This window comes from Vibrio mangrovi, assembly GCF_024346955.1.
Taxonomy (GTDB): domain Bacteria; phylum Pseudomonadota; class Gammaproteobacteria; order Enterobacterales; family Vibrionaceae; genus Vibrio; species Vibrio mangrovi.
Genome location: NZ_AP024883.1, coordinates 3337684 through 3357540, shown reverse-complemented (window position 1 = coordinate 3357540; position 19857 = coordinate 3337684). Strand labels below are relative to the sequence as shown.

Sequence of the window (19857 nt, the reverse complement as noted above, 5' to 3'; positions counted from 1 at the left end):
AAATCCATTAATGTCATAACTGATCATCCTGCTACGAAAGGTGGCTTACTTTATGAGTGCGACTCCCTGCAAGGAGGTAAACCGCTTTCAAGATATCCAGAAGACTGAAGTAGGTAATGAGCGCCCCTGAGATTGGTACAACCAAATAAATGTATCCCACGAGCAGGTGTTTTCCGGCAATAGCGATTCCCGGAGAAATTTGTCCGTTACTGAGGGTTGATGAAACTAAAAGATATCCACCATAAATAAAGGCAACGCTAGAAAGAAAAATAACAAACAGATTGGTTACAATCGTTAACACGAGTTTCCCTTGTTCTTCATACCGGGACAGTAACAATTCCAAAGCCAGATGGCGTTTAATCGAGAAGGTATACGCGCCACCGAGAATCCCTATCCACATCAGCAGATAGCGTGATAGTTCATCTGTAAAATTAGCCGGATCATTAAGTACAAAGCGAGTGAAAACCTGCCAGACCACTGCAATGATCATGACGGCCATGAACAGTGTCAGTAACAGGCGTAGTCCTCTGTCTATATATGTATTGATTTGTTCAAGCATTGCTACAGCTCTCTTTATCCATCGGCCTATCTTCTGCCACCCGTCTGAACATCGCTGTTCAGACTATCCCTGATACCGACAATTCATTATCTGTATCATCAAAATTATCAATTGGTGTGATTTATTTGTAAGATATATTACATATTGGTTGAAATAAAAATGAAGGGGAGATCAAAAAACATCATTTTTTGTATGACAACTTTAGAAAAATCGGATCTGTACTACAAAACATAATCTTGAATGATGATTTTATGTGATCTATTTCAATATATAATGAGGTTTTTATGCTTTTCAGGTTTGAACAAAACCGTCTTTCATGTATTTTTAATTAAATTGGTATAACAAATTAAGTGATGATGATGACCACTTTCCTTTCTGATAATTTTCTTTTGCACAATGAGTTTGCCAGACGTCTTTATCATGATGTCGCCGCTGAGCTACCGATTATCGACTACCATTGCCATTTGCCACCCGGACAAGTTGCAGAGGATTATCGCTTTCAGAATCTGACGGACATCTGGTTACGAGGTGATCACTATAAATGGCGGGCAATGCGTAGCAATGGCATTGAAGAGCGTTTGTGTACCGGTGATGCAACCGATAAAGAGAAGTTTCTGGCCTTTGCCCGGACGGTTCCGGCTACGATTGGTAACCCGATTTATCACTGGACTCATCTGGAATTGCGCAGACCGTTTGGTATTACTGGAGTGGTACTGAACGAATCGACCGCAGAACGAATTTGGGATGAATGCAATGAAATGCTGGCGACACCAGAATTTAGTGCCCGTGGCATCATGCAGAAGATGAAGGTTGAAATGGTTGGTACAACCGATGATCCGGTTGACGACCTGAGCGAGCACCGCAAAGTTGCCGCCGATGCCGATTTTCCGGTACAGATGTTGCCGAGCTGGCGCCCGGATAAGGCTTTCAACATCCATCTTGAGACTTTTCCTGCCTATATTGAAACTCTGGCAACTGTTTCCGGAGAATCGATTGATAATTTTCAGACGTTGTGTGCTGCTTTGATGAAGCGGTTACAACATTTTGCCGATCACGGTTGCTGTATCAGTGACCATGCGCTGGATACAGTCTGCTATGCTGAGGCCACTGAATCTGAACTGGATCAGATTCTTGCCCGAAGATTAGCTGGTGGACCAGTTACAGAATTGGAAGCGGCTCAGTTTAAGACTGCTGTGCTGATTTTCCTTGGCCGGGAATATGCCCGTCGGGGCTGGGTACAGCAATACCACATTGGTGCCCTGAGAAATAATAATCAACGAATGTTTACTCTGCTCGGACCTGACACGGGGTTTGATTCAATCAATGACGCACCGGTTGCAGAGCCTCTGGCTCGTTTGCTGAATGCACTGGACAGAGATGATGCGTTGCCGAAAACGATTCTGTATTGCCTGAACCCGCGTGATAACGAAGTGATCGCGACAATGTGCGGTAATTTTCAGGGTGGAGGTGTGGTCGGAAAGATCCAGTTTGGTTCCGGATGGTGGTTTAACGATCAGAAAGATGGAATGGAACGTCAATTGACGCAACTGGCACAACTTGGTTTGTTAAGTCGTTTTGTCGGAATGCTGACTGACAGCCGCAGTTTTCTTTCCTATACCCGGCATGAATACTTCCGGCGTATTTTATGTCAGATGATTGGTCAGTGGGTTGAAGATGGTGAATTACCGGCTGATTTTGAGCACCTGAGCCATGTTGTGTCTGATATCTGTTACCACAACGCGAAAAACTATTTTGGTATGACCGGTCGGTAATGCCCTTTTTCGGCAGTACCGGCAGTTACGTCGGTGCTGTCTCCAGATACAGGTAGATATAATGAAACAGCTGAATCGTGAGAACTTTCCCGGCCCTTCTTACCCTACACGAATCATCCAGTTTGGTGAGGGCAATTTTCTGCGTGCTTTTCTCGACTGGCAAATAGATCAACTGAACGAGTGTACATCTCTGAACTCGGGAGTCAGTGTGATCCGGCCAATTGACAGTAACGTTCCGCCCAGTCTGAATACCCAGCAGGGGATTTACACGACCCTGATCCGGGGACTGGATGACACCGGTCACGCGGTTTCTCAGTCACGTGTCATATATACCATTAATGAAGAGTTGTCGGCTTACCATGATTTTGCACAGTTGCTGACGCTGGCGAAAAATCCGCAAATTCAGTTTGTTTTTTCTAATACGACAGAAGCCGGAATTGCGTATGTCGAATCCGATCAGATTGAAGATACGCCTCCGGCAAGTTTTCCGGCCAAGCTCACTCGCATGCTGTGGGAGCGTTTTAACCATTTTGCGGGAGCCGGAGACAAAGGCTGGGTCATCATTCCTTGTGAACTGATCGATTACAATGGCGAAGTCCTCAAATCTGTCATTCTGCGTTACGCGAAACACTGGCAGTTGCCGGAAGAGTTTCGCGAATGGATCGAAACTGCCAATACATTCTGTTCAACACTGGTGGATCGGATTGTGACCGGGTATCCGCGGGAAGAAGCTGCGCAACTGGAGGAACAGTTGAATTACCGGGACAACTTTCTGGTGAGTGCGGAACATTTCTATCTGTTTGTGATTCAGGGACCACAATGGCTAAGTGAGAAATTGTGTCTGGATCAGCTACCTCCGGAAAAGGCTCTGAACATCAGGGTTGTTGCGGATATAAAGCCTTACAAAGAGCGGAAAGTGGCGATTCTTAACGGTGCCCATACCGCTTTGGTGCCGGTGGCATTTCTGTCCGGACTTGAGACTGTAGGCGAAAGCATGGCTGACCCGCAGATGGCGGCCTATCTTGAGGAAGTGATCTTCTCAGAGATTATTCCGACACTGACATTGCCTGCCGACGAATTACAGGATTTTGCCCGGGATGTACAGTCTCGCTTCCGTAATCCTTATATCCGCCATCAGTTACTATCGATTGCTCTTAATAGCATGAGTAAATTCAAGACCCGGATTTTACCTCAGCTTCTGAATTTTCAGCGGCAGCAAGGGAAGTTGCCCCATTATCTGACTTTTGCACTGGCGGCGCTGATAGTCTTTTACCGCGGAGAGCGTCAGGAAACGGCATTTCCACTCAATGATGAACAAGAATGGATTGACTTCTTTGCTTCTGAATGGTCTCGGATTTCTGTCGGGCAGTCGGATTATCGCACGTTGGTTGAACGGGTTCTCGGCTGTCACCAGCACTGGGAATGTGACCTGACTCAAGTCCCCGGACTTACGGAAACTGTAGCTGCTCATGTCGAAAGAATCTGTCATATGGGAATGCGGGAAGCGTTGGCAAATGCCTGAGGAGGAATTGTGAGTTCACTGTTAAGAATTCATCCGGATGACAATGTTGCTGTCGCACTGTGTGATTTGGATGCTGGCCTCACGGTTAACATTGATGAACTGGAATTTACCCTGCAAGAGAGGATTCCACAGGCACATAAGGTTGCTTTGAGAGCCTTCCGTCCCGGAGAGCAGATCGTGAAATACGGGGCGCCGATTGGGCATACACTGACAGATATTGTACAGGGTGGACATGTTTCTCAGGAAAATCTCCGGACCAATCTGGATCAGGTCAATGAGTACCAGTATCAGCCTGAATTTCAGTCAGTCACAACAGCTATTGCCAATCAACCGGTAGATATTTACCGGCGGCATCATGGTCAGGTCGGTATCCGTAATGAGTTATGGATCATTCCGACGGTCGGGTGTGTGAATGCGATGGCTCAGATGATGAAAAAGCAACTGGCGGCAGAAGTTGATCTTTCGGCAATCGATGGTGTTCATGTGTTTACCCATCAATATGGTTGCTCACAGCTCGGGGAAGACCACAACAATACAAAGATTCTGTTGCAGAATCTGGTCAGGCATCCTAATGCCGGGGCTGTACTGGTGATTGGGTTGGGTTGTGAGAATAATCAGATCGATGCTTTTCGTGCTTCTCTGGATGACTATGATCCGGAACGGGTCGAGTTCATGGTCTGTCAGCAGCATGACGATGAAGTCGGATATGGTGTCGGGTTGCTGAAAAAACTCTACGACAGGATGTTAACGGATCAGCGTCAGCCGGGTTTCCTCAGTGAGGTCCGCTTCGGTCTTGAATGTGGTGGTTCGGATGGTTTTTCCGGCATTACCGCCAATCCGTTACTGGGATGTTTCTCCGATTATCTGATTGCTCATGGCGGCACGACCGTACTGACGGAAGTACCGGAGATGTTTGGTGCGGAACATTTGCTGATGGTGCGGTGTATTGACCGGAAAACCTTTGATCAGACTGTTAGCATGATTAACGATTTTAAGCAGTATTTTATCGATCATCACCAACCGATTTATGAGAATCCATCTCCGGGGAATAAAGCGGGCGGGATTTCAACACTGGAAGAGAAGTCGCTCGGGTGCACGCAAAAGGCCGGGCAGAGCCCTGTTATGGATGTGCTTCGTTACGGTGAACGGATTCAGAAACCGGGGCTGAATTTACTCAGTGCCCCGGGAAATGATGCGATTGCGACCTCGGCACTGGCCATGGCTGGTTGTCACATGGTGTTATTCAGTACCGGACGGGGAACACCATACGGAGGGCCGGTTCCGACGCTGAAACTGGCAACCAACAGCGATCTGGCCCGGCGTAAGCCACACTGGATTGATTTTAACGCCGGAACGTTGGTTGAAGGTGTTCCTATGGCGACCGTTCTGGAACAATTTGTGGTACAGGTTGCCCGTTTCGTCAGTGGAGAGCAGACAAGAAATGAGCACAATGATTTTCGTGAAATCGCTGTGTTTAAGAGTGGCGTTACACTCTGATATGTTCTGGCTTTCAGAACATGTCCGATAACAGCATCATCTCCCGAGAGGGACTGATGCTGTTATTATTATGACCAGTTTTAAAATGTGGTGATTGGGCTTTCGGAGAAAAGGAAGCGATCATAGTCATCATTCGAACCATCAAACAACATCTGTTTGGTATTCTCCAGATGTTGCCAGGTAGCCTGTCTGGCTGCTTGCGGATCCCGCTGTACCAATGCTTTGACGATTTCATCATGTTCGCTGCACCAGCTACGAATCTGATTGTCTTCAATATGTTCGTGAAGTTTTTGCCAGTAGGGATTATTTTCGCGATGCTTGCATAAGGTTTCCGCCACATAAACGACCACTGAATTCTGTGTGCAGCGTGCCAGTTGAATATGGAACTCGCTATCCCAGTATGAATCCCGACTGTAGTCATCCAGTTTTGCCTGTTCCTGAATTTTCATCAGTGCGACCAGATCCTGTTTGGTTGCCTGTGTTGCAGCAAATTCAGCAATGTTACTTTCAAATAACTGTCTGGCCTGCAACAGCTCAAAGGGACCACATGTCAGCATGAAGCTGGCGTCGGGAAATGATGTTACCGATTCGGTAAGTGGTGGCGTTGGCAATATTTGTCGATTGATGACCCGGATACCGGAGCCTTTTCTGACTTCAACATATCCCTCGACTTCAAGCATGATCATCGCTTCCCGGATAACCGTCCGGCTGACTTCCATCTGCTCGGCGATGAGGCGCTCTGCGGGGAGCATGTCTCCGACCTGATAAATACCCTGAGTGATTTCGGTTTTAAAATGGTTGGCGATTTTTTGGTATAGCTTGCAGTTTGGTTCCATGTTTCTATCGTCTACAACTTGTTATACCAATTAGTCTAACATAGTGTGCGGCAGATGCCTTAATAAAGTTTGTCGTGGGTGCGTGGCGAGGGGTGAAAAGCGGGTGTGATAACAGAAGACGGGATGATACTGCGGTATCACTGGTGATACCGCAGTATGGCGTAGTACGAAGAATTATTCGTAACGTTTCGCTTTATATTGAGGATGTCTCAGGTTTTCTACCGATAGAATGTCATCGACTTCTGCTTCGGACAGCAGGCCGCGTTCCAGTACGACTTCACGAACGCTCTTACCTGTCTGAGCACAGATTTTTCCGACAATATCACCTTCATGGTGTCCGATATACGGGTTCAGATAGGTGACGATACCGATTGAGTTGAAAACATAGTTCTCACAGGTTTCTTTGTTGACTGTAATGCCGTCAATACACTTATCACGCAGATTAATACATGCATTGGACAGAATCGAAATTGACTCAAACATTGCCTGACCAATCACAGGTTCCATTACGTTCAGCTGAAGCTGACCGCCTTCGGCAGCAAAAGAAACGGTGTTGTCATTGCCCAGTACTTTGAAACAAACCTGATTGACAACTTCAGGAACGACCGGGTTGACTTTGGCTGGCATGATGGATGAGCCTGCCTGAAGTTCCGGCAGATTCAGTTCATTCAGTCCAGCTCTTGGTCCGGATGAAAGCAGACGTAAATCGTTACAGATTTTAGACAGCTTCACAGCCAGACGTTTCAATGCACCATGGGTCATTACATAAGCACCACAGTCAGATGTTGCCTCAATCAGATCTTCTGCAGGAACAACATCTAATCCGGTAACCGCAGCCAGATGTTTCACTGCCAGAGCCTGATAGCCTTCTGCTGCGTTCAGACCTGTACCGATAGCTGTTGCGCCGAGATTGACTTCAAGCAGAAGCTTTGAAGTATATTCCAGCGCCCGGATTTCTTCATTTAATGTAACCGCCCATGCGTGGAATTCCTGACCGACAGTCATAGGTACGGCATCTTGCAATTGAGTGCGGCCCATTTTGAGGATGCTGTCGAACTCTTTGCTCTTGATTTCAAATGCTTCTTTGAGGTAACCCACTGCACTAACCAGCTTTCGTACGCTATTAAATACTGCAATACGGAACCCGGTTGGGTAAGCACAGTTGGTTGATTGACTCTTGTTGACATGATCATTAGGGTTGATCACATCGTATTGTCCTTTTTCTTTGCCCATCAGTTCCAGAGCAAGGTTGGCAATCACTTCGTTCGCATTCATATTGACCGAAGTTCCTGCGCCGCCCTGAAAAACATCTGACGGGAATTGATCCATACACTTCCCTGTTTCGAGGATCATATCACATGCCTGAATGATATATGATGCGACCTCTTTTGGAATCACTCCTAGTTCTTTATTAGCAAGTGCCGCCGCTTTTTTTGTCATGACCATGCCACGAACAAATTCAGGAACATCTGAAATGGTGACATTGGAGATATTGAAGTTTTCTATAGCGCGTAACGTGTGAATACCGTAATACGCATCGGCAGGGACATGACGTTCACCGAGTAAATCTTCTTCTAGACGGGTAGCGGTTTCTGCGACTGCTTCAGATAGGGTAGCCATAGTATAGGATCCTTAGGTAACTTAACTTCGTAGTTATCAATTTATAGGGATTAATTCTTCAAAGAATCCATTCTGGTAGTGTTAACGTTTGGAAATCCGACCTAAACGCGTAGCACATCATACTGAGTCTACTGGATAAAAAAAGTAACTTGATCACCTTTTTCACTACCGGTGACTACTTTATTGGCTTTGATTGTTTTGCACAACGGTCAATTGTTCGATTCCATGAGCAGAAACACAGTTTTTTCCTTTTCTTTTAGAACGATAGAGTGCCTTATCTGCATTGACGAAGGATTGGTTGTGACTGGACGTGATTTCGGCAATACCGATACTGACTGTTGTATCATATTCATGCCATGATTCGATGGCGTGACAGATTCGCACCATCAATTTTTGCGATGTTTTCACATCGGCATGCTGAATGATAACGGCAAACTCGTCACCGCCGATTCTGGAGACAAAATCAGTATCGCGTAAAATGGAGAGAAGCTGATTGGCGAGACGAAGGAGCACCTGATCACCAATTGCATGCCCATAGGTGTCGTTGATACGTTTGAAATTATCAATATCAATAATGGCCAGACTGCTCTTAGGCTGATCACCATATCTTTCCTGTAACCTTGAATAGTGCAGCAGGGTTTGACTGAATTTCTTTTTATTCCACAGTGCAGTCAGCAAGTCCCGGTCATTTCTCTCCTTGAGTTCCAGTATGGCATTGTAATGCTCTGATATATCACTGAACGAATAAACATAATGGCTGATTTTTCTGACGGTGCCTTCCAGAGCCCGGACTTCCACTTTACAGACATGTGGTGGATCGTTTTCACCGATATGGACTTGACCCTGCCACTCACCGGTTGTGCGGAGATGTTTGAGAATATTGTGATATTGAGCTTTAGAAGGTTGTAGGTCGAGAATGTTTTTTCCCTGTAGTTCTGATTGCTCGGTACTGAAAAGTTCACAAAAACGTACGTTTGCCCGGAGGATAATGTGCTGTGCATTCGTGAGGGCGACAGCAACACTGTTATCAAGAACAACCTGATTGAAGGTTTGTTCCAGCCTGTTTCTTAAATAAGCTTCCCACAACAGAGCAAAAACACCGGCAATGATACCGAAAAAGAGGAACAGTGTGGTTGCTGCTGTCCGGATTTCACGGTCTCTTTGAGCAAAACCATGTGTGATGAGTGACTGAGGATACATTGCCAGCAGAGTCATATCATGACCGTTGCCAAATAGTGACGCCTGAAATGGCTGAAAGACATACAAACCTTCGGGTGTCTGGTAGCTGCCGGACTGCTTGGAGGCCTGATGGATGTATTCCCAGAGTTTGGGATTTTCATAGGCAAGGTTGTAGTTTTCTCTTTCTTTGACCAGCCGGCCAAAAAGTTTTTCTTTGTTATCGCTGAGGATGTAATAACCACTCTGGTCAATAAAATCAATCGAGTAGCCGAGGTCATTGGATGTGATTTCCTGAATGAGCCTCAGGACTTCAAGGTTAGCAATAAAGTATCCCAGACGTTGTTGTTGATTATCGATAGGATAAATCATTCTGAAGCCGGGTTTGTATGGGATCACCAACTGACCGAACTCTCTTTCCAGATCGATACCGAAATATCCCTGCTCTCCTGAAGCCAGTCGTTGCGCATAATAAAAATAATCCCGTTTCCCTTTATTCTGTAACGCATTATCCGGCACGATATAGGGATGGCTCATTTGTGGGGTATAGTCGATACGGATAATTTCCTTCCCCTGTTTATTAAGATAACGCAGTTGGTAGAAAAATTTCACGTTTGCAGCGGTCAGATACCACTGGTTCTTGAGGTAATCGCGGTAGACAGGATTACCTGTGATTGCAAAGTCACGCAACAGAGGTGACTGGCTGAGCTGGGAAAAGTTTTGTTGAATCCGGGTGCTCAGCAGAGTTGCTTTGGCATCGACATGTTCAAGATATTGTTTACTCTGAGTTTCGAGCTGACGAATAAAAAACTGGTGTGCTTCATAGCTGAGGTGGAGATAGTATCCGAAAGGGATAACTGCCAGACCCAGCCATAGGAATACCATTTTCTTTATTGTTCTTTTGGCTCTGTTCATTATGCGACTAACTGACTATTTCTTTATTAAAACTTAGATCAGGATTAGTGAGGATGCCAGAGCGTGCAGAACCTTTTGCGGTTAAATTTTGTTCACCTCTGGTGAGTTTAGAGGCTATATCGTGTATGACAAAATCCATGAACGCCAGCCGATATTCCAGAAACGGCCCGGGGAAAGTCTGCTTTCTGACGTTTCAAAGCCGGGGAATCTCTCAAAATAGTAAGCAAGTGAAACACAAGGGTCGGCTTTGTTGATGGATTTCGTTACACTCGACAGGTTTCCGGAACCATAACAGGAGGCTCTGTGTTTCCCTTTATCTTATTTTTGTTTATTGCCGTTCCGATTATTGAAATCGGTTTATTTATTCAGGTTGGAGGGTTTCTGGGATTATGGCCAACGATTGGTTTGGTCCTGATTACTGCGTTTGTCGGTGCCTCTTTGGTGCGAAGTCAGGGATTACAGACGTTGTTGACCATGCAACAGCGATTACAGGATGGTGAACTTCCGGCGCAACAGATTCTCGAAGGTGTATTGCTGGCTGTTGCCGGTGTATTGTTGCTGACGCCCGGATTTCTGACCGACCTGATGGGAATGGTTGTATTGCTGCCGGGGCCGCGGGCTTTACTGGCCCGGAAACTGATGGATAAAGTCTCTGTTCAGGGTAATTTTCAGCAGCCGTTCGGGCCCGGAGAGCATGAAACGTCGCATCACCGGGGAAATACTTATGAAGGTGAGTTTGATCGTAAAGACAACCATGATAAGCATGACAAATTGAATTAATCCTGAACGGCGCTGAAGAGTTTACACTGCGCCGTTGAACCCCATCTGCCGCCAGGCTTCAAATGCAATAATTGCAACCGCATTCGACAGGTTAAGGCTGCGGGAATCCGGCACCATCGGAATTCTGATACGTTGCGATGCCGGCAGGTTATCAATCACTTCTGCCGGTAGCCCACGGGTTTCCGGACCGAAGAGTAAAACATCGCCTTCCTGAAAGCTGGCATCGGTGTGATGTCCAGTTGTCTTGGTCGTACAGGCAAAGATCCGGTGCACCGGATGTTCCTGTTGCAGGTATTCAAGAAATGCCGGATAGTTTTGATGACGCTTCACTCGAGCCAGATCGTGGTAGTCTAATCCGGCCCGGCGGACTTTCTTTTCTTCCAGATCAAATCCTAAAGGTTCAATCAGATGGAGTGTTGCTCCGCAGTTGGCACATAAGCGGATGATATTACCGGTATTTGGTGCAATTTCCGGCTCGTATAGGGCAATCTCAAACATAACGGATTCATTGGTGACTTTCGGGGTCTGGAAGTATATACCCAAATCTGTCCCGGATGCGAATGTGGTGTACTCGGGGCTGGGGGCGCAATTTCGCAGAAGGGTTATCTCATCATGTTTTATCACTGAGCGGGAGTGTCAGAGTTATCATCAAGCCGCCCATCGGACTCCGGCTGGCCTCGATATGACCGTTATGTTGCCGGATGGCACTTTCGGTAATCGCGAGACCCAGTCCTGTACCGCCACTATGCCGGTCTCTCGCCGTCGAGACTCGGTAGAATGGCCGGAAAATATCTTCTAATTCATCGTCCGGAACGCCTTCACCATTATCTTCTACGATCACAGTCAACTGCTGAGGCGTATCGCGGAATGTCACCTGAATCTGGTCTTTCCCATAGTTGATAGCATTGCGGATGATATTCTCGACAGCACTCATCAGAAGCTGAGGGTTTCCGGATATTTTGCGTTCAGGAATAGCCGTGTAGGTGAGTTTTTTCGACATTTGCTCCGCTTCGAAGAGGGCATCCTCAAGTAAGGTCTCCCACAGACTGGAAAGAGGCTGGATTTCCTGATTCATATGGCTGTTGAGCTGCATTCTGGAAAGCTCCAGAAGCTCTCCGATCATCTGTTCCAGACGCTGAGCTTCGGTATCAATTCTTTCCAGTTCGGGACTTTCTCCCTGCTTCCGGGTTGCTAGTGCGGTTGCCATTCTTAAGCGCGTGAGCGGAGAACGAAGTTCATGAGATATGTCGGACAGAAGCCGTTGTTGCCCGGAAATCATACCATTGACGGCTTCAACCATATGATTGAAGCTCTTCCCGGCCTGACGAAATTCAGCGGTTCCCTGTTCCAGTGAGTGATCGACCTGAAATTCTCCCCGGGCAACGCGTTGTGATGCCTGAGCCAGTTTCTGGGCCGGTTGGCTCAGTGCCCAGGCCAGCCATAGCAGTAAAGGGGTGCTGATGAGCATGACAACCAGTAAGAAAGAAACAGGATTATCCAGCAGGCGTACGAAAAAAGGTGGAGGTCGGTTTCCCGGAAAAGCGACATATAACAATAAGGAACGGTTGGCGAGTTGAATCGGCAGTGGCCCGGTCATCAGGAAGTGACCATAAAGTCGTTGCTGAGGATGGTCGACAGATTCGATGCCAGTAATAAAATTTTGTAGTGCCCGGCTTCTGACTTCCTGATTTCCGGAAAGGGTGAGTATATTCCCCTCCATATCTGTCAGAAACAGATGATATCTATCCCGGTCGTCACCATGAAGTCTTGGGCGACGGTTTGCCCGGTTGGACAATTGCATCAGAATGACGGCCAGATTCTGTTCACCGGCAAATGTCAGCTCAAGATTCTCTTTGACCTCGGTCAGGCGGTGAAGCTCGGCTCCGGGCAAATCTCTGGATTTTCTCGGATCAAGGCTGGGAAGTGAAAGTACCACTATCAGGATGAGCAGCATGGTGAACCAGAAGATGGCAAAGATCCGGCCATAGAGACTATTGAACTTGGGAAGATTCATTAGCCCTCCTCAATCATTAGATAGCCACGTCCCCGAAGCGTTTTGATCCGGGCTTTGCCATCTGCTCTTTCAGGCAGTTTTTTCCTCAGATTTGACACATGCATGTCAATTGCACGGTCAAATGCAGCCAGACGCTTTCCGAGCACGTCCAGACTCAGGGTTTCTTTGGTCAGTGTGACTCCCGGATGCTGAACAAAGTGAGTGAGCAGAGCAAATTCTGTGGTGGTCAGATCGAGCAGTTGATCTTTACAGTATGCTTCTTGCTTTTTGGGGAACAGGCGCAAGTCCTGACATTCGATCATATCATGCGGTTTACTGACCAGTGTTTGCTGAGTCCGGCGGAGGATTGCCCGGATTCGGGCCAGTAGTTCCCGGTCACTGAATGGTTTGGGCAGGTAGTCATCGGCTCCGAGTTCCAGACCGATTACCCGATCAATTTCTTCTCCTTTCGCCGTCAGCATCAGAACCGGAACCTGAGAGGAAGCCCGTATTCTTTTCAGTGTTTCCATCCCGTTCAGTTTTGGCATCATCACATCGAGCAAAACTAAATCAGTCTGCTCATCAAGCATCTGGAGCCCGGCTTCACCATCATTGGCTTCTGAAACACTGAAATCTTCAAGGCTCAGGACTTCCTTGAGCAGGGCTGTTAACTCTGTATCGTCGTCGATGATTAGGATATGGGACATCAATTGCTCTCCGCAGGGCTTTATGATCTACAAATAGTTTACCTTTAAAATCCTATTATAAAGACTGTTTCCCATCCCATTTACAGTCTTTTACCTGCCTTTACCTACGCTATACACCACTTGACCCAGCAGTATGTAAGCTGAACATATCAACAAACGAAAGCTGATGTTTAGTCAGCCTGTTCATGAAGAGGAAACAGATATGAGAGTCTTAACAAAGGTTGTACTGGCTGCGGTTGTTCTCCCGGTTGCTCTGGGAAGCATGAATGCTTTCGCTGGAAATCAAAAAGGTCAGAATCGGGACGAACAGCGCCCTATGTGTCAGCGTCATGATGAACGAGGCATGTTTCGTTCATTGAATTTAACGTCGGATCAGCAGAATAAGCTCAGAGCGCTTCGTCAGGGACAACGAGCCCAGAGACAAGCCCGGATGCAGGGGTTCCGTCAGGAAATGGATAAACTTCTGCTGGCAAAAAACTTTGATGATAAAGCCGCTCAGGCTCTGGCTCAGAAAATGGTCAATGATCAGGTTGACAGAAGAGTCGCAATGATGCGTCAGCGACATGAAATGCTGAGTATTCTGACTCCTGAACAGAAAACACAATGGCATAAAATGTCTCAGGAAAAACGTACGCCTTGTCTGGATGAACGTGGTCATGCCGGATACGGAAAAGGGCATGGCAAGGGCAATGGCCCGGGATTCATGGATGATGAATAAATTGTTTCAGACAGAAATCTGAAGTTTCTGATGCAAGGTCGTTTATGAGTGTGAAGAAAGAGGCTGGATGTACACGCCTCTTTCTTGTGATTAATACCAATAATTATTCTCACTATCATCTTAAAAATCAGTGAATTACGGATTGTTCTGTGCGAAATTTTCTCTGCAATGAAATGGATTTCGTTATATAGTTAACAGTCAGTGATTACATTCATTCAGAGTTTTTTGATGCACTCAGATTATATTCGACTGGTCAAACTGGCAGCATGGAGTGCGACGATTGTCGCGGTAACGCTATTGGTGATCAAAATGTTTGCCTGGTGGCATACCGGTTCAGTCAGCTTATTGGCTTCGCTGATTGACTCTTTACTGGATATTGCTGCTTCCGTTGTGAATCTTTGGGTTGTCCGCTATGCGCTTCAACCGGCTGATCGCGAGCATGCTTTTGGTCACGGGAAAGCAGAGTCTCTGGCAGCATTGGCACAGGCCATGTTTATTTCCGGTTCGGCCTGCTTTCTGATCCTGAACGGGATTGACCGCTTCTTTCGCCCTCAGCCATTACAGGCTCCGGAGCTTGGGATCTATGTCAGTGCATTTGCCATTGTTCTGACTTTTATTCTGGTTCGGTACCAGAAATATGTGATTCGTAAAACCGGTAGTCAGGCAATTGCCGCCGATTCATTACATTATCAATCAGATTTATGGATGAATATCGCGATTATGATTGCGCTGGCCATGAGCTGGAAAGGGATCACTCAGGCTGACGCCGTTTTTGCCATTGGTATTGGGATTTATATTTTATACAGCGCATTTCAGATCATCCATGAAGCCATTCAGACCTTGTTGGATCGCAAATTGCCGGATGAAGAAATCATTCACATCCGTCAAATCAGCCTGTCTGTTGAGGGGGTTTTAGGGATTCACGGTTTGCGTACCCGTATGTCTGGCCCGGTTCGTTTTATTCAACTTCATCTGGAACTGGATGATAATCTTCCGTTGATCCGTGCACATGAAATCTCCGATCAGGTCGAAGCTTTGTTACTTGAACACTTTCCCGGTTCTGATGTGCTGGTTCATCAGGATCCTTACTCTGTTGCTCTGGAATCTGAAGAAGAACAGAAACTGGCAGATTGGTTATAGCCGTCTGTGGGGAGCAGAGACTGAAAAACGGATAACCCGAAGGGATGAAGATTATCCGCTATGTTTGAGTTCAGACAAGGGCTTTCGGGCCCTTGTCTCACAGGTTACTATATAATATTCAAAACATATCCATTCAAAGTGTATCTATTCAAATATATCTATCCGAACACGTAATCTCTTGAATTAATATGAGAAGATTGTGCTAGTAGCTTGCTTCCAGTCTTACACCCGAATAGGCTGAGTAACCCCGCAACATGATTGAGTAAGTTCCGGCTGAAGCATTATTAAAGGAACATGACTCGTTATTGCCAGCTTTGTAAGGGCGGCAGTCATAAGAACTGGTACTTGCTTTGGTTCCGTATTTCACATACAGGTCTGCATCACCTTGTCCGCCTGACATGGAGATCGTAAAAGAGCTGGCTTCCGGTAATTCGAATGTATACCAGTTTTGATCAGATGCCTGACCACTCAATCCTGTTAATGGTGTGCCGACTTTCAGGACCGGATCCTGCTGATCTTTCACTTCTGAGTTTGCCATTTCCACCACATAAGCTAGCCCCAGTCTGGCAAATTTCTGGGCATGTTTTCCTTCGCGGTCAGAATTGGAAAGTGTATCCCGTGGTGTGTGAATGTTTGGGTTGTAATCATCGAATCTTGATTCAAAAGGCATCGATGCTGGGTAGCCTGCGCCATGCCATGATGCATGATCCGAACAGCCGTAACCACACTGATCGAAACCGTATTTCAGCTCCGGCAGATATTCATCTAGCAGAGTCGCCAGAAATGAGTTCAGGTTGCTGTCGGTATAATCGGTCATGAAAACAATATCTTCAGAAGAACCGGGATAGTTTGTCATATCCAGTTGCAGTGCAGAAAGAACGTTTTTTCCGTCATCCTTATACTGGTTGGCGATATCCTGAGATCCTCGTAAACCCACTTCTTCTGCTGCATAGGCCATGAATGCAACCGTACGTTTGGGTTTAAAGTTATTTTCTGCCAGAACCCGGATAATTTCGGTGACGCTGGCAACGCCGGATGCATCGTCATCTGCCCCAGGTGCAATACTCTGAGCATTGGTTCTGGAACCAATGGTTGAATCCAGATGACCACCAATTACGACAATTTCGTCCGGTTTTTCTGTTCCCCGGATTGTCAGAATAACGGACTTCTGCTGATAACCTGAGTGGCTGAACTGCTGAACGGAGGCGTTGCTCCATGCCGATGCCAGATCCCGCCATTCACTGGCAACCCAGTTAGATGCCTGTGTACCGGTGAGTGTTGTATAGAAGCGGTTGGTGAAGTCCGATAAGCTGGTGATCGTTCCGGTAATCTGATCGGCGCTGATCAGTGGTAGCAGTGGTTTCACTATTTGTTGCTGATTGATTCCCACACCGGCAAATATGCTACTGGTTAACGGCATCCGGCTGGCTGCGATTGCGCTCTGTTCCGATGGGTGGACAATGTAGCCTCCGCAGCGGTTATGTTCCTGATGCATGTTATATGACAGTTCAGCCAGATCCTGTTTGTCAACCTGACCAACCCAAACCAGAGGATTGTCGACGACTGATTGTGTCTGAATCGGTTGAGTTACGGATTCCAGTAGCGTACTTTTGGCGTCTGCACCAATGGATATCCAGACTTTACTGTTGTCTGAAGGGGCATTTTCTGCTGTAACGTTCTCTGCAGCAAAGAGCGATGTACTTACCAGTGTCAGCATCACTGCCAGACTGGTTTTGGTATATTTCATTGTCATGATCTCCCTATCATAGGTTCTTGTTCTGAGTAATAAACTTGTTCTGAATTGTAAATAAGGCTTAAAAGTCAGAAGCGTTAAACTAGCAAAACAGAACATATTTAGGGATGAATAGATGCAAATTAATTCATAATCATAATGTAAACAACAGTTAGCATAATAATGTTAATAACTATCTATATTGTTTGTTTTTTTGTAAGTTGTCGCTAGGTGAAGGGCTTTGATAAATCGAATCGTTTGAATAGGCAGAGAACTACATTTTTTCAGACAATTTTTGTAACAATCCATGGTTCAGCTTTTATTGATTTGCATAAAAAAAAAACTATACCCTGATATGAATCAACAAAGAATAATGACAAAATTGCAATACTCATCCACAATGAGAACACTTAATCTTCGGTGCAAAAAAAGATCGGGTAACTTTGTAAAAAAAGTGACATCATGCACTGAGAATATCTGTTTGTTGACATGAACAATCAGATACAACCTATATTTATTAGAATGACGTTCCCAATATTTTAGAGGGTGAGCATGATTAAAAAGATCGGGATATTAACAAGTGGCGGTGATGCTCCAGGGATGAACGCTGCGATTCGTGGCGTAGTGCGCACTGCATTAGGATCTGGTTTGGAAGTTTTCGGTATCTATGATGGCTATCTGGGGCTTTATGAAGACCGGATTGTTCAGTTAGACCGTTCCAGTGTCTCTGATGTGATCAACCGGGGTGGAACATTCCTGGGTTCTGCACGTTTCCCTGAATTTAAAGAGGTTCATATTCGTGAAAAAGCGATTGAAAACCTCAAAAAACATGGTATCGAAGCCTTGGTTGTTATTGGTGGTGACGGTTCCTACATGGGGGCGAAGAAGCTGACTGAGATGGGATATCCATGTATCGGTCTGCCGGGAACAATCGATAATGATATTGCCGGAACCGACTATACGATTGGTTATCTGACTGCTCTGAATACTGTCATTGATGCCATTGACCGTCTGCGTGATACATCTTCGTCTCACCAACGGATCTCTATTGTGGAGATCATGGGACGTCATTGTGGTGATTTAACCCTGATGTCAGCGATTGCCGGTGGATGTGAGTATATCATTACTCCTGAAACGGGGATGAACATGGACGAACTGATTGCCAATTTGCAAGACGGCATTTCGAAAGGGAAAAAACACGCCATTATTGCACTGACAGAACTGATGATGGATGCCAATGTTCTGGCGAAGAAAATTGAAGAAGCTACCGGGCGTGAAACCCGGGCAACGGTTCTGGGTCATATTCAGCGTGGCGGTCGTCCGACAGCATTTGACCGGGTTCTGGCTTCACGGATGGGCAACTATGCAGTCCATCTGCTTCTGGATGGCTACGGCGGTCGTTGTGTCGGTATTCAGAAGGAAGATCTGGTTCACCATGACATTGTTGATGCAATTGAGAACATGAAACGGCCGGTACGTAACGATCTGTACAAAGTTGCTGAAGAGTTGTTTTAAGTTTTTTTGCTACACGTATTAAAAAGACCGCTTCTGGCGGTCTTTTTTTGTAACAGACATTAAGTGAACTTAATGAAGTCTTGTCAGGCGACTTCTGTTCAGAGAATAACTGTCCGTTCTTCCGGATCTTTTCTGTTCAGATAGTGAGTTGACTGAATCCGACGGATCGTCCGGCATTTTCCCCGGATCAGAAGGGTTTCCGTTACTGCTATATCACCCTGACGGCTTACTCCATCAAGCAGGTCACCTTTCGTGATACCGGTTGCTGAAAAGATAACATTATCACTACGGACCATATCTTCCATTCTCAGCACTTTTCCGGCTTCGACACCCATTTCCTGACAGCGTTGAATTTCCTGATGGCCGATCTGCCGGTTTTCTTCAGTATCGCCTTTGACTTCATGGCGAGGCAGTAAACGGCCATGCATGTCACCATCCAGAGCCCGGATAACGGCGGCAGAGACAACCCCTTCCGGAGCGCCACCGATGCAATACATGACATCGACTTCACTATTCGGCATACAGGTTAAAATTGAGGCTGCCACATCACCGTCGGGGACAGCAAATACACGAACGCCCCATTGCTGCATGTCGGCAATTGTCTGTTCATGACGAGGTTTTGCCAGCGTAATGACCACCAGATTGTCCAGTGTTTTCCCTAATGCCTGAGCAATATGTTCCAGATTTTCCTTAAGTGGCTGATTCAGGTTGATACATCCTTTTGCGCCCGGACCGACGACCAGTTTTTCCATGTACATATCCGGTGCTTTTAAAAAGCTGCCTTTTTCTCCGGCAGCCAGCACCGATAGTGCATTGGACTGACCCATTGCAGTCATGCGGGTGCCTTCTATCGGATCCACGGCGATATCGACTTCGTCACCACCCTGACCCACTTTTTCGCCAATATAAAGCATCGGGGCATCATCGATTTCCCCTTCACCAATCACAATCTCTCCGTTGATCTCTGTTTTATTTAACAGACTGCGCATGACTTCGACTGCTGCTCCATCCGCAGCATTTTTATCACCGCGTCCAAGCCATTTATATCCTGCTAAGGCCGCCCCTTCAGTAACCCGGGAAAAGGCCATTGCTAAATCACGTTTCATGTGAACTCCATCTTGACGGAAAACTGAGAAATTTGCGTCGAATTTTAGCATATTCCGACGAAAACGTTTGCCAGAATTCATCGGGGATTATTGCACTCGATCAAAGCGTCATTAGATCTTCATGACTATTTCTTCCGGTAAATGATAATTCAGAAAGCCGGGGTAGTTGCGAAAGTAAGAATCATGTCAATTCACGCCGCTTTTTTAATCGAATGGTGAAAATATTCAATATAGCGCGTGTTTCTCCGGTCATGCCTGAGTAGAATGGG

General features: G+C 46.3%; 16 protein-coding genes. 7 read left to right on the top strand and 9 right to left on the bottom strand.

What is annotated here, in order from left to right; genetic code table 11:
• Nucleotides 1–31: 31 nt before the first annotated feature.
• Nucleotides 32–559 (bottom strand): TRAP transporter small permease, encoded by a 528-nt coding sequence (locus OCU74_RS14965; protein ID WP_234993643.1) that lies wholly within the window; start codon nucleotides 557–559, stop codon nucleotides 32–34.
• A gap of 359 nt (nucleotides 560–918) precedes the next feature.
• Here OCU74_RS14965 and uxaC point away from each other — a divergent pair, with 359 nt between their 5' ends.
• The 3 genes from uxaC to OCU74_RS14950 all read left to right on the top strand — a co-directional run bounded on the left by uxaC (nucleotide 919) and on the right by OCU74_RS14950 (nucleotide 5350).
• Nucleotides 919–2331, top strand: coding sequence for a glucuronate isomerase (uxaC, locus tag OCU74_RS14960; RefSeq protein WP_087482882.1), 1413 nt, complete (start codon nucleotides 919–921; stop codon nucleotides 2329–2331).
• A 61-nt stretch (nucleotides 2332–2392) separates the two neighbouring features.
• Complete coding sequence (locus tag OCU74_RS14955; RefSeq protein ID WP_200807794.1) at nucleotides 2393–3853, top strand: tagaturonate reductase; 1461 nt, start codon at nucleotides 2393–2395, stop codon at nucleotides 3851–3853.
• A gap of 9 nt (nucleotides 3854–3862) precedes the next feature.
• Nucleotides 3863–5350, top strand: a complete 1488-nt coding sequence (locus OCU74_RS14950) for a UxaA family hydrolase (protein WP_087482841.1) — start codon at nucleotides 3863–3865, stop codon at nucleotides 5348–5350.
• 80 nt (nucleotides 5351–5430) lie between these two features.
• On the opposite strand, the gene OCU74_RS14945 is transcribed toward OCU74_RS14950, so the two are convergent.
• The 3 genes from OCU74_RS14945 to OCU74_RS14935 form a co-directional block, all read right to left on the bottom strand.
• Nucleotides 5431–6186 carry a GntR family transcriptional regulator gene (locus OCU74_RS14945; protein WP_087482842.1) on the bottom strand — a complete coding sequence of 252 codons (756 nt, stop codon included), beginning with the start codon at nucleotides 6184–6186 and terminating at the stop codon, nucleotides 5431–5433.
• A gap of 174 nt (nucleotides 6187–6360) precedes the next feature.
• Nucleotides 6361–7806 carry an aspartate ammonia-lyase gene (gene aspA, locus OCU74_RS14940; RefSeq protein ID WP_087482843.1) on the bottom strand — a complete coding sequence of 482 codons (1446 nt, stop codon included), beginning with the start codon at nucleotides 7804–7806 and terminating at the stop codon, nucleotides 6361–6363.
• A 180-nt stretch (nucleotides 7807–7986) separates the two neighbouring features.
• Entirely contained in the window at nucleotides 7987–9867 is a 1881-nt protein-coding gene (locus OCU74_RS14935) for a GGDEF domain-containing protein (RefSeq protein WP_234993644.1), read from the bottom strand.
• 333 nt (nucleotides 9868–10200) lie between these two features.
• On the opposite strand from OCU74_RS14935, the gene OCU74_RS14930 reads away from it, so the two are divergent.
• On the top strand, nucleotides 10201–10677 hold the full coding sequence (locus OCU74_RS14930) for an FxsA family protein (RefSeq protein WP_087482845.1): 477 nt from the start codon (nucleotides 10201–10203) through the stop codon (nucleotides 10675–10677).
• A 21-nt stretch (nucleotides 10678–10698) separates the two neighbouring features.
• Here the strand turns inward: OCU74_RS14930 and OCU74_RS14925 are convergent, their stop codons facing one another.
• The 3 genes from OCU74_RS14925 to OCU74_RS14915 form a co-directional block, all read right to left on the bottom strand.
• Nucleotides 10699–11175 carry a tRNA (cytidine(34)-2'-O)-methyltransferase gene (locus OCU74_RS14925; RefSeq protein ID WP_087482846.1) on the bottom strand — a complete coding sequence of 159 codons (477 nt, stop codon included), beginning with the start codon at nucleotides 11173–11175 and terminating at the stop codon, nucleotides 10699–10701.
• 112 nt (nucleotides 11176–11287) lie between these two features.
• Nucleotides 11288–12691: an envelope stress sensor histidine kinase CpxA gene (gene cpxA, locus OCU74_RS14920; protein ID WP_087482847.1), complete on the bottom strand. Its 1404-nt coding sequence runs from the start codon at nucleotides 12689–12691 to the stop codon at nucleotides 11288–11290.
• Entirely contained in the window at nucleotides 12691–13377 is a 687-nt protein-coding gene (locus tag OCU74_RS14915) for a response regulator (protein WP_087482848.1), read from the bottom strand. Before OCU74_RS14915 ends, cpxA begins: the two co-directional genes overlap by 1 nt.
• A 202-nt stretch (nucleotides 13378–13579) precedes the next feature.
• On the opposite strand from OCU74_RS14915, the gene OCU74_RS14910 reads away from it, so the two are divergent.
• On the top strand, nucleotides 13580–14095 hold the full coding sequence (locus tag OCU74_RS14910; protein ID WP_159457479.1) for a Spy/CpxP family protein refolding chaperone: 516 nt from the start codon (nucleotides 13580–13582) through the stop codon (nucleotides 14093–14095).
• A 228-nt stretch (nucleotides 14096–14323) separates the two neighbouring features.
• Nucleotides 14324–15235, top strand: coding sequence for a CDF family cation-efflux transporter FieF (fieF, locus tag OCU74_RS14905; RefSeq protein WP_087482850.1), 912 nt, complete (start codon nucleotides 14324–14326; stop codon nucleotides 15233–15235).
• A 202-nt stretch (nucleotides 15236–15437) separates the two neighbouring features.
• On the opposite strand, the gene OCU74_RS14900 is transcribed toward fieF, so the two are convergent.
• The gene (locus tag OCU74_RS14900) at nucleotides 15438–16982 is read right to left on the bottom strand and encodes a M28 family metallopeptidase (RefSeq protein ID WP_087482851.1); all 1545 of its coding nucleotides are present in this window, start codon (nucleotides 16980–16982) and stop codon (nucleotides 15438–15440) included.
• Nucleotides 16983–17519: 537 nt separating this feature from the next.
• Here OCU74_RS14900 and pfkA point away from each other — a divergent pair.
• The gene (gene pfkA / locus OCU74_RS14895) at nucleotides 17520–18482 is read left to right on the top strand and encodes a 6-phosphofructokinase (RefSeq protein ID WP_087482852.1); all 963 of its coding nucleotides are present in this window, start codon (nucleotides 17520–17522) and stop codon (nucleotides 18480–18482) included.
• A 98-nt stretch (nucleotides 18483–18580) separates the two neighbouring features.
• On the opposite strand, the gene glpX is transcribed toward pfkA, so the two are convergent.
• Nucleotides 18581–19588, bottom strand: coding sequence for a class II fructose-bisphosphatase (gene glpX / locus OCU74_RS14890; RefSeq protein ID WP_087482853.1), 1008 nt, complete (start codon nucleotides 19586–19588; stop codon nucleotides 18581–18583).
• Between the last annotated feature and the right edge of the window lie 269 nt (nucleotides 19589–19857).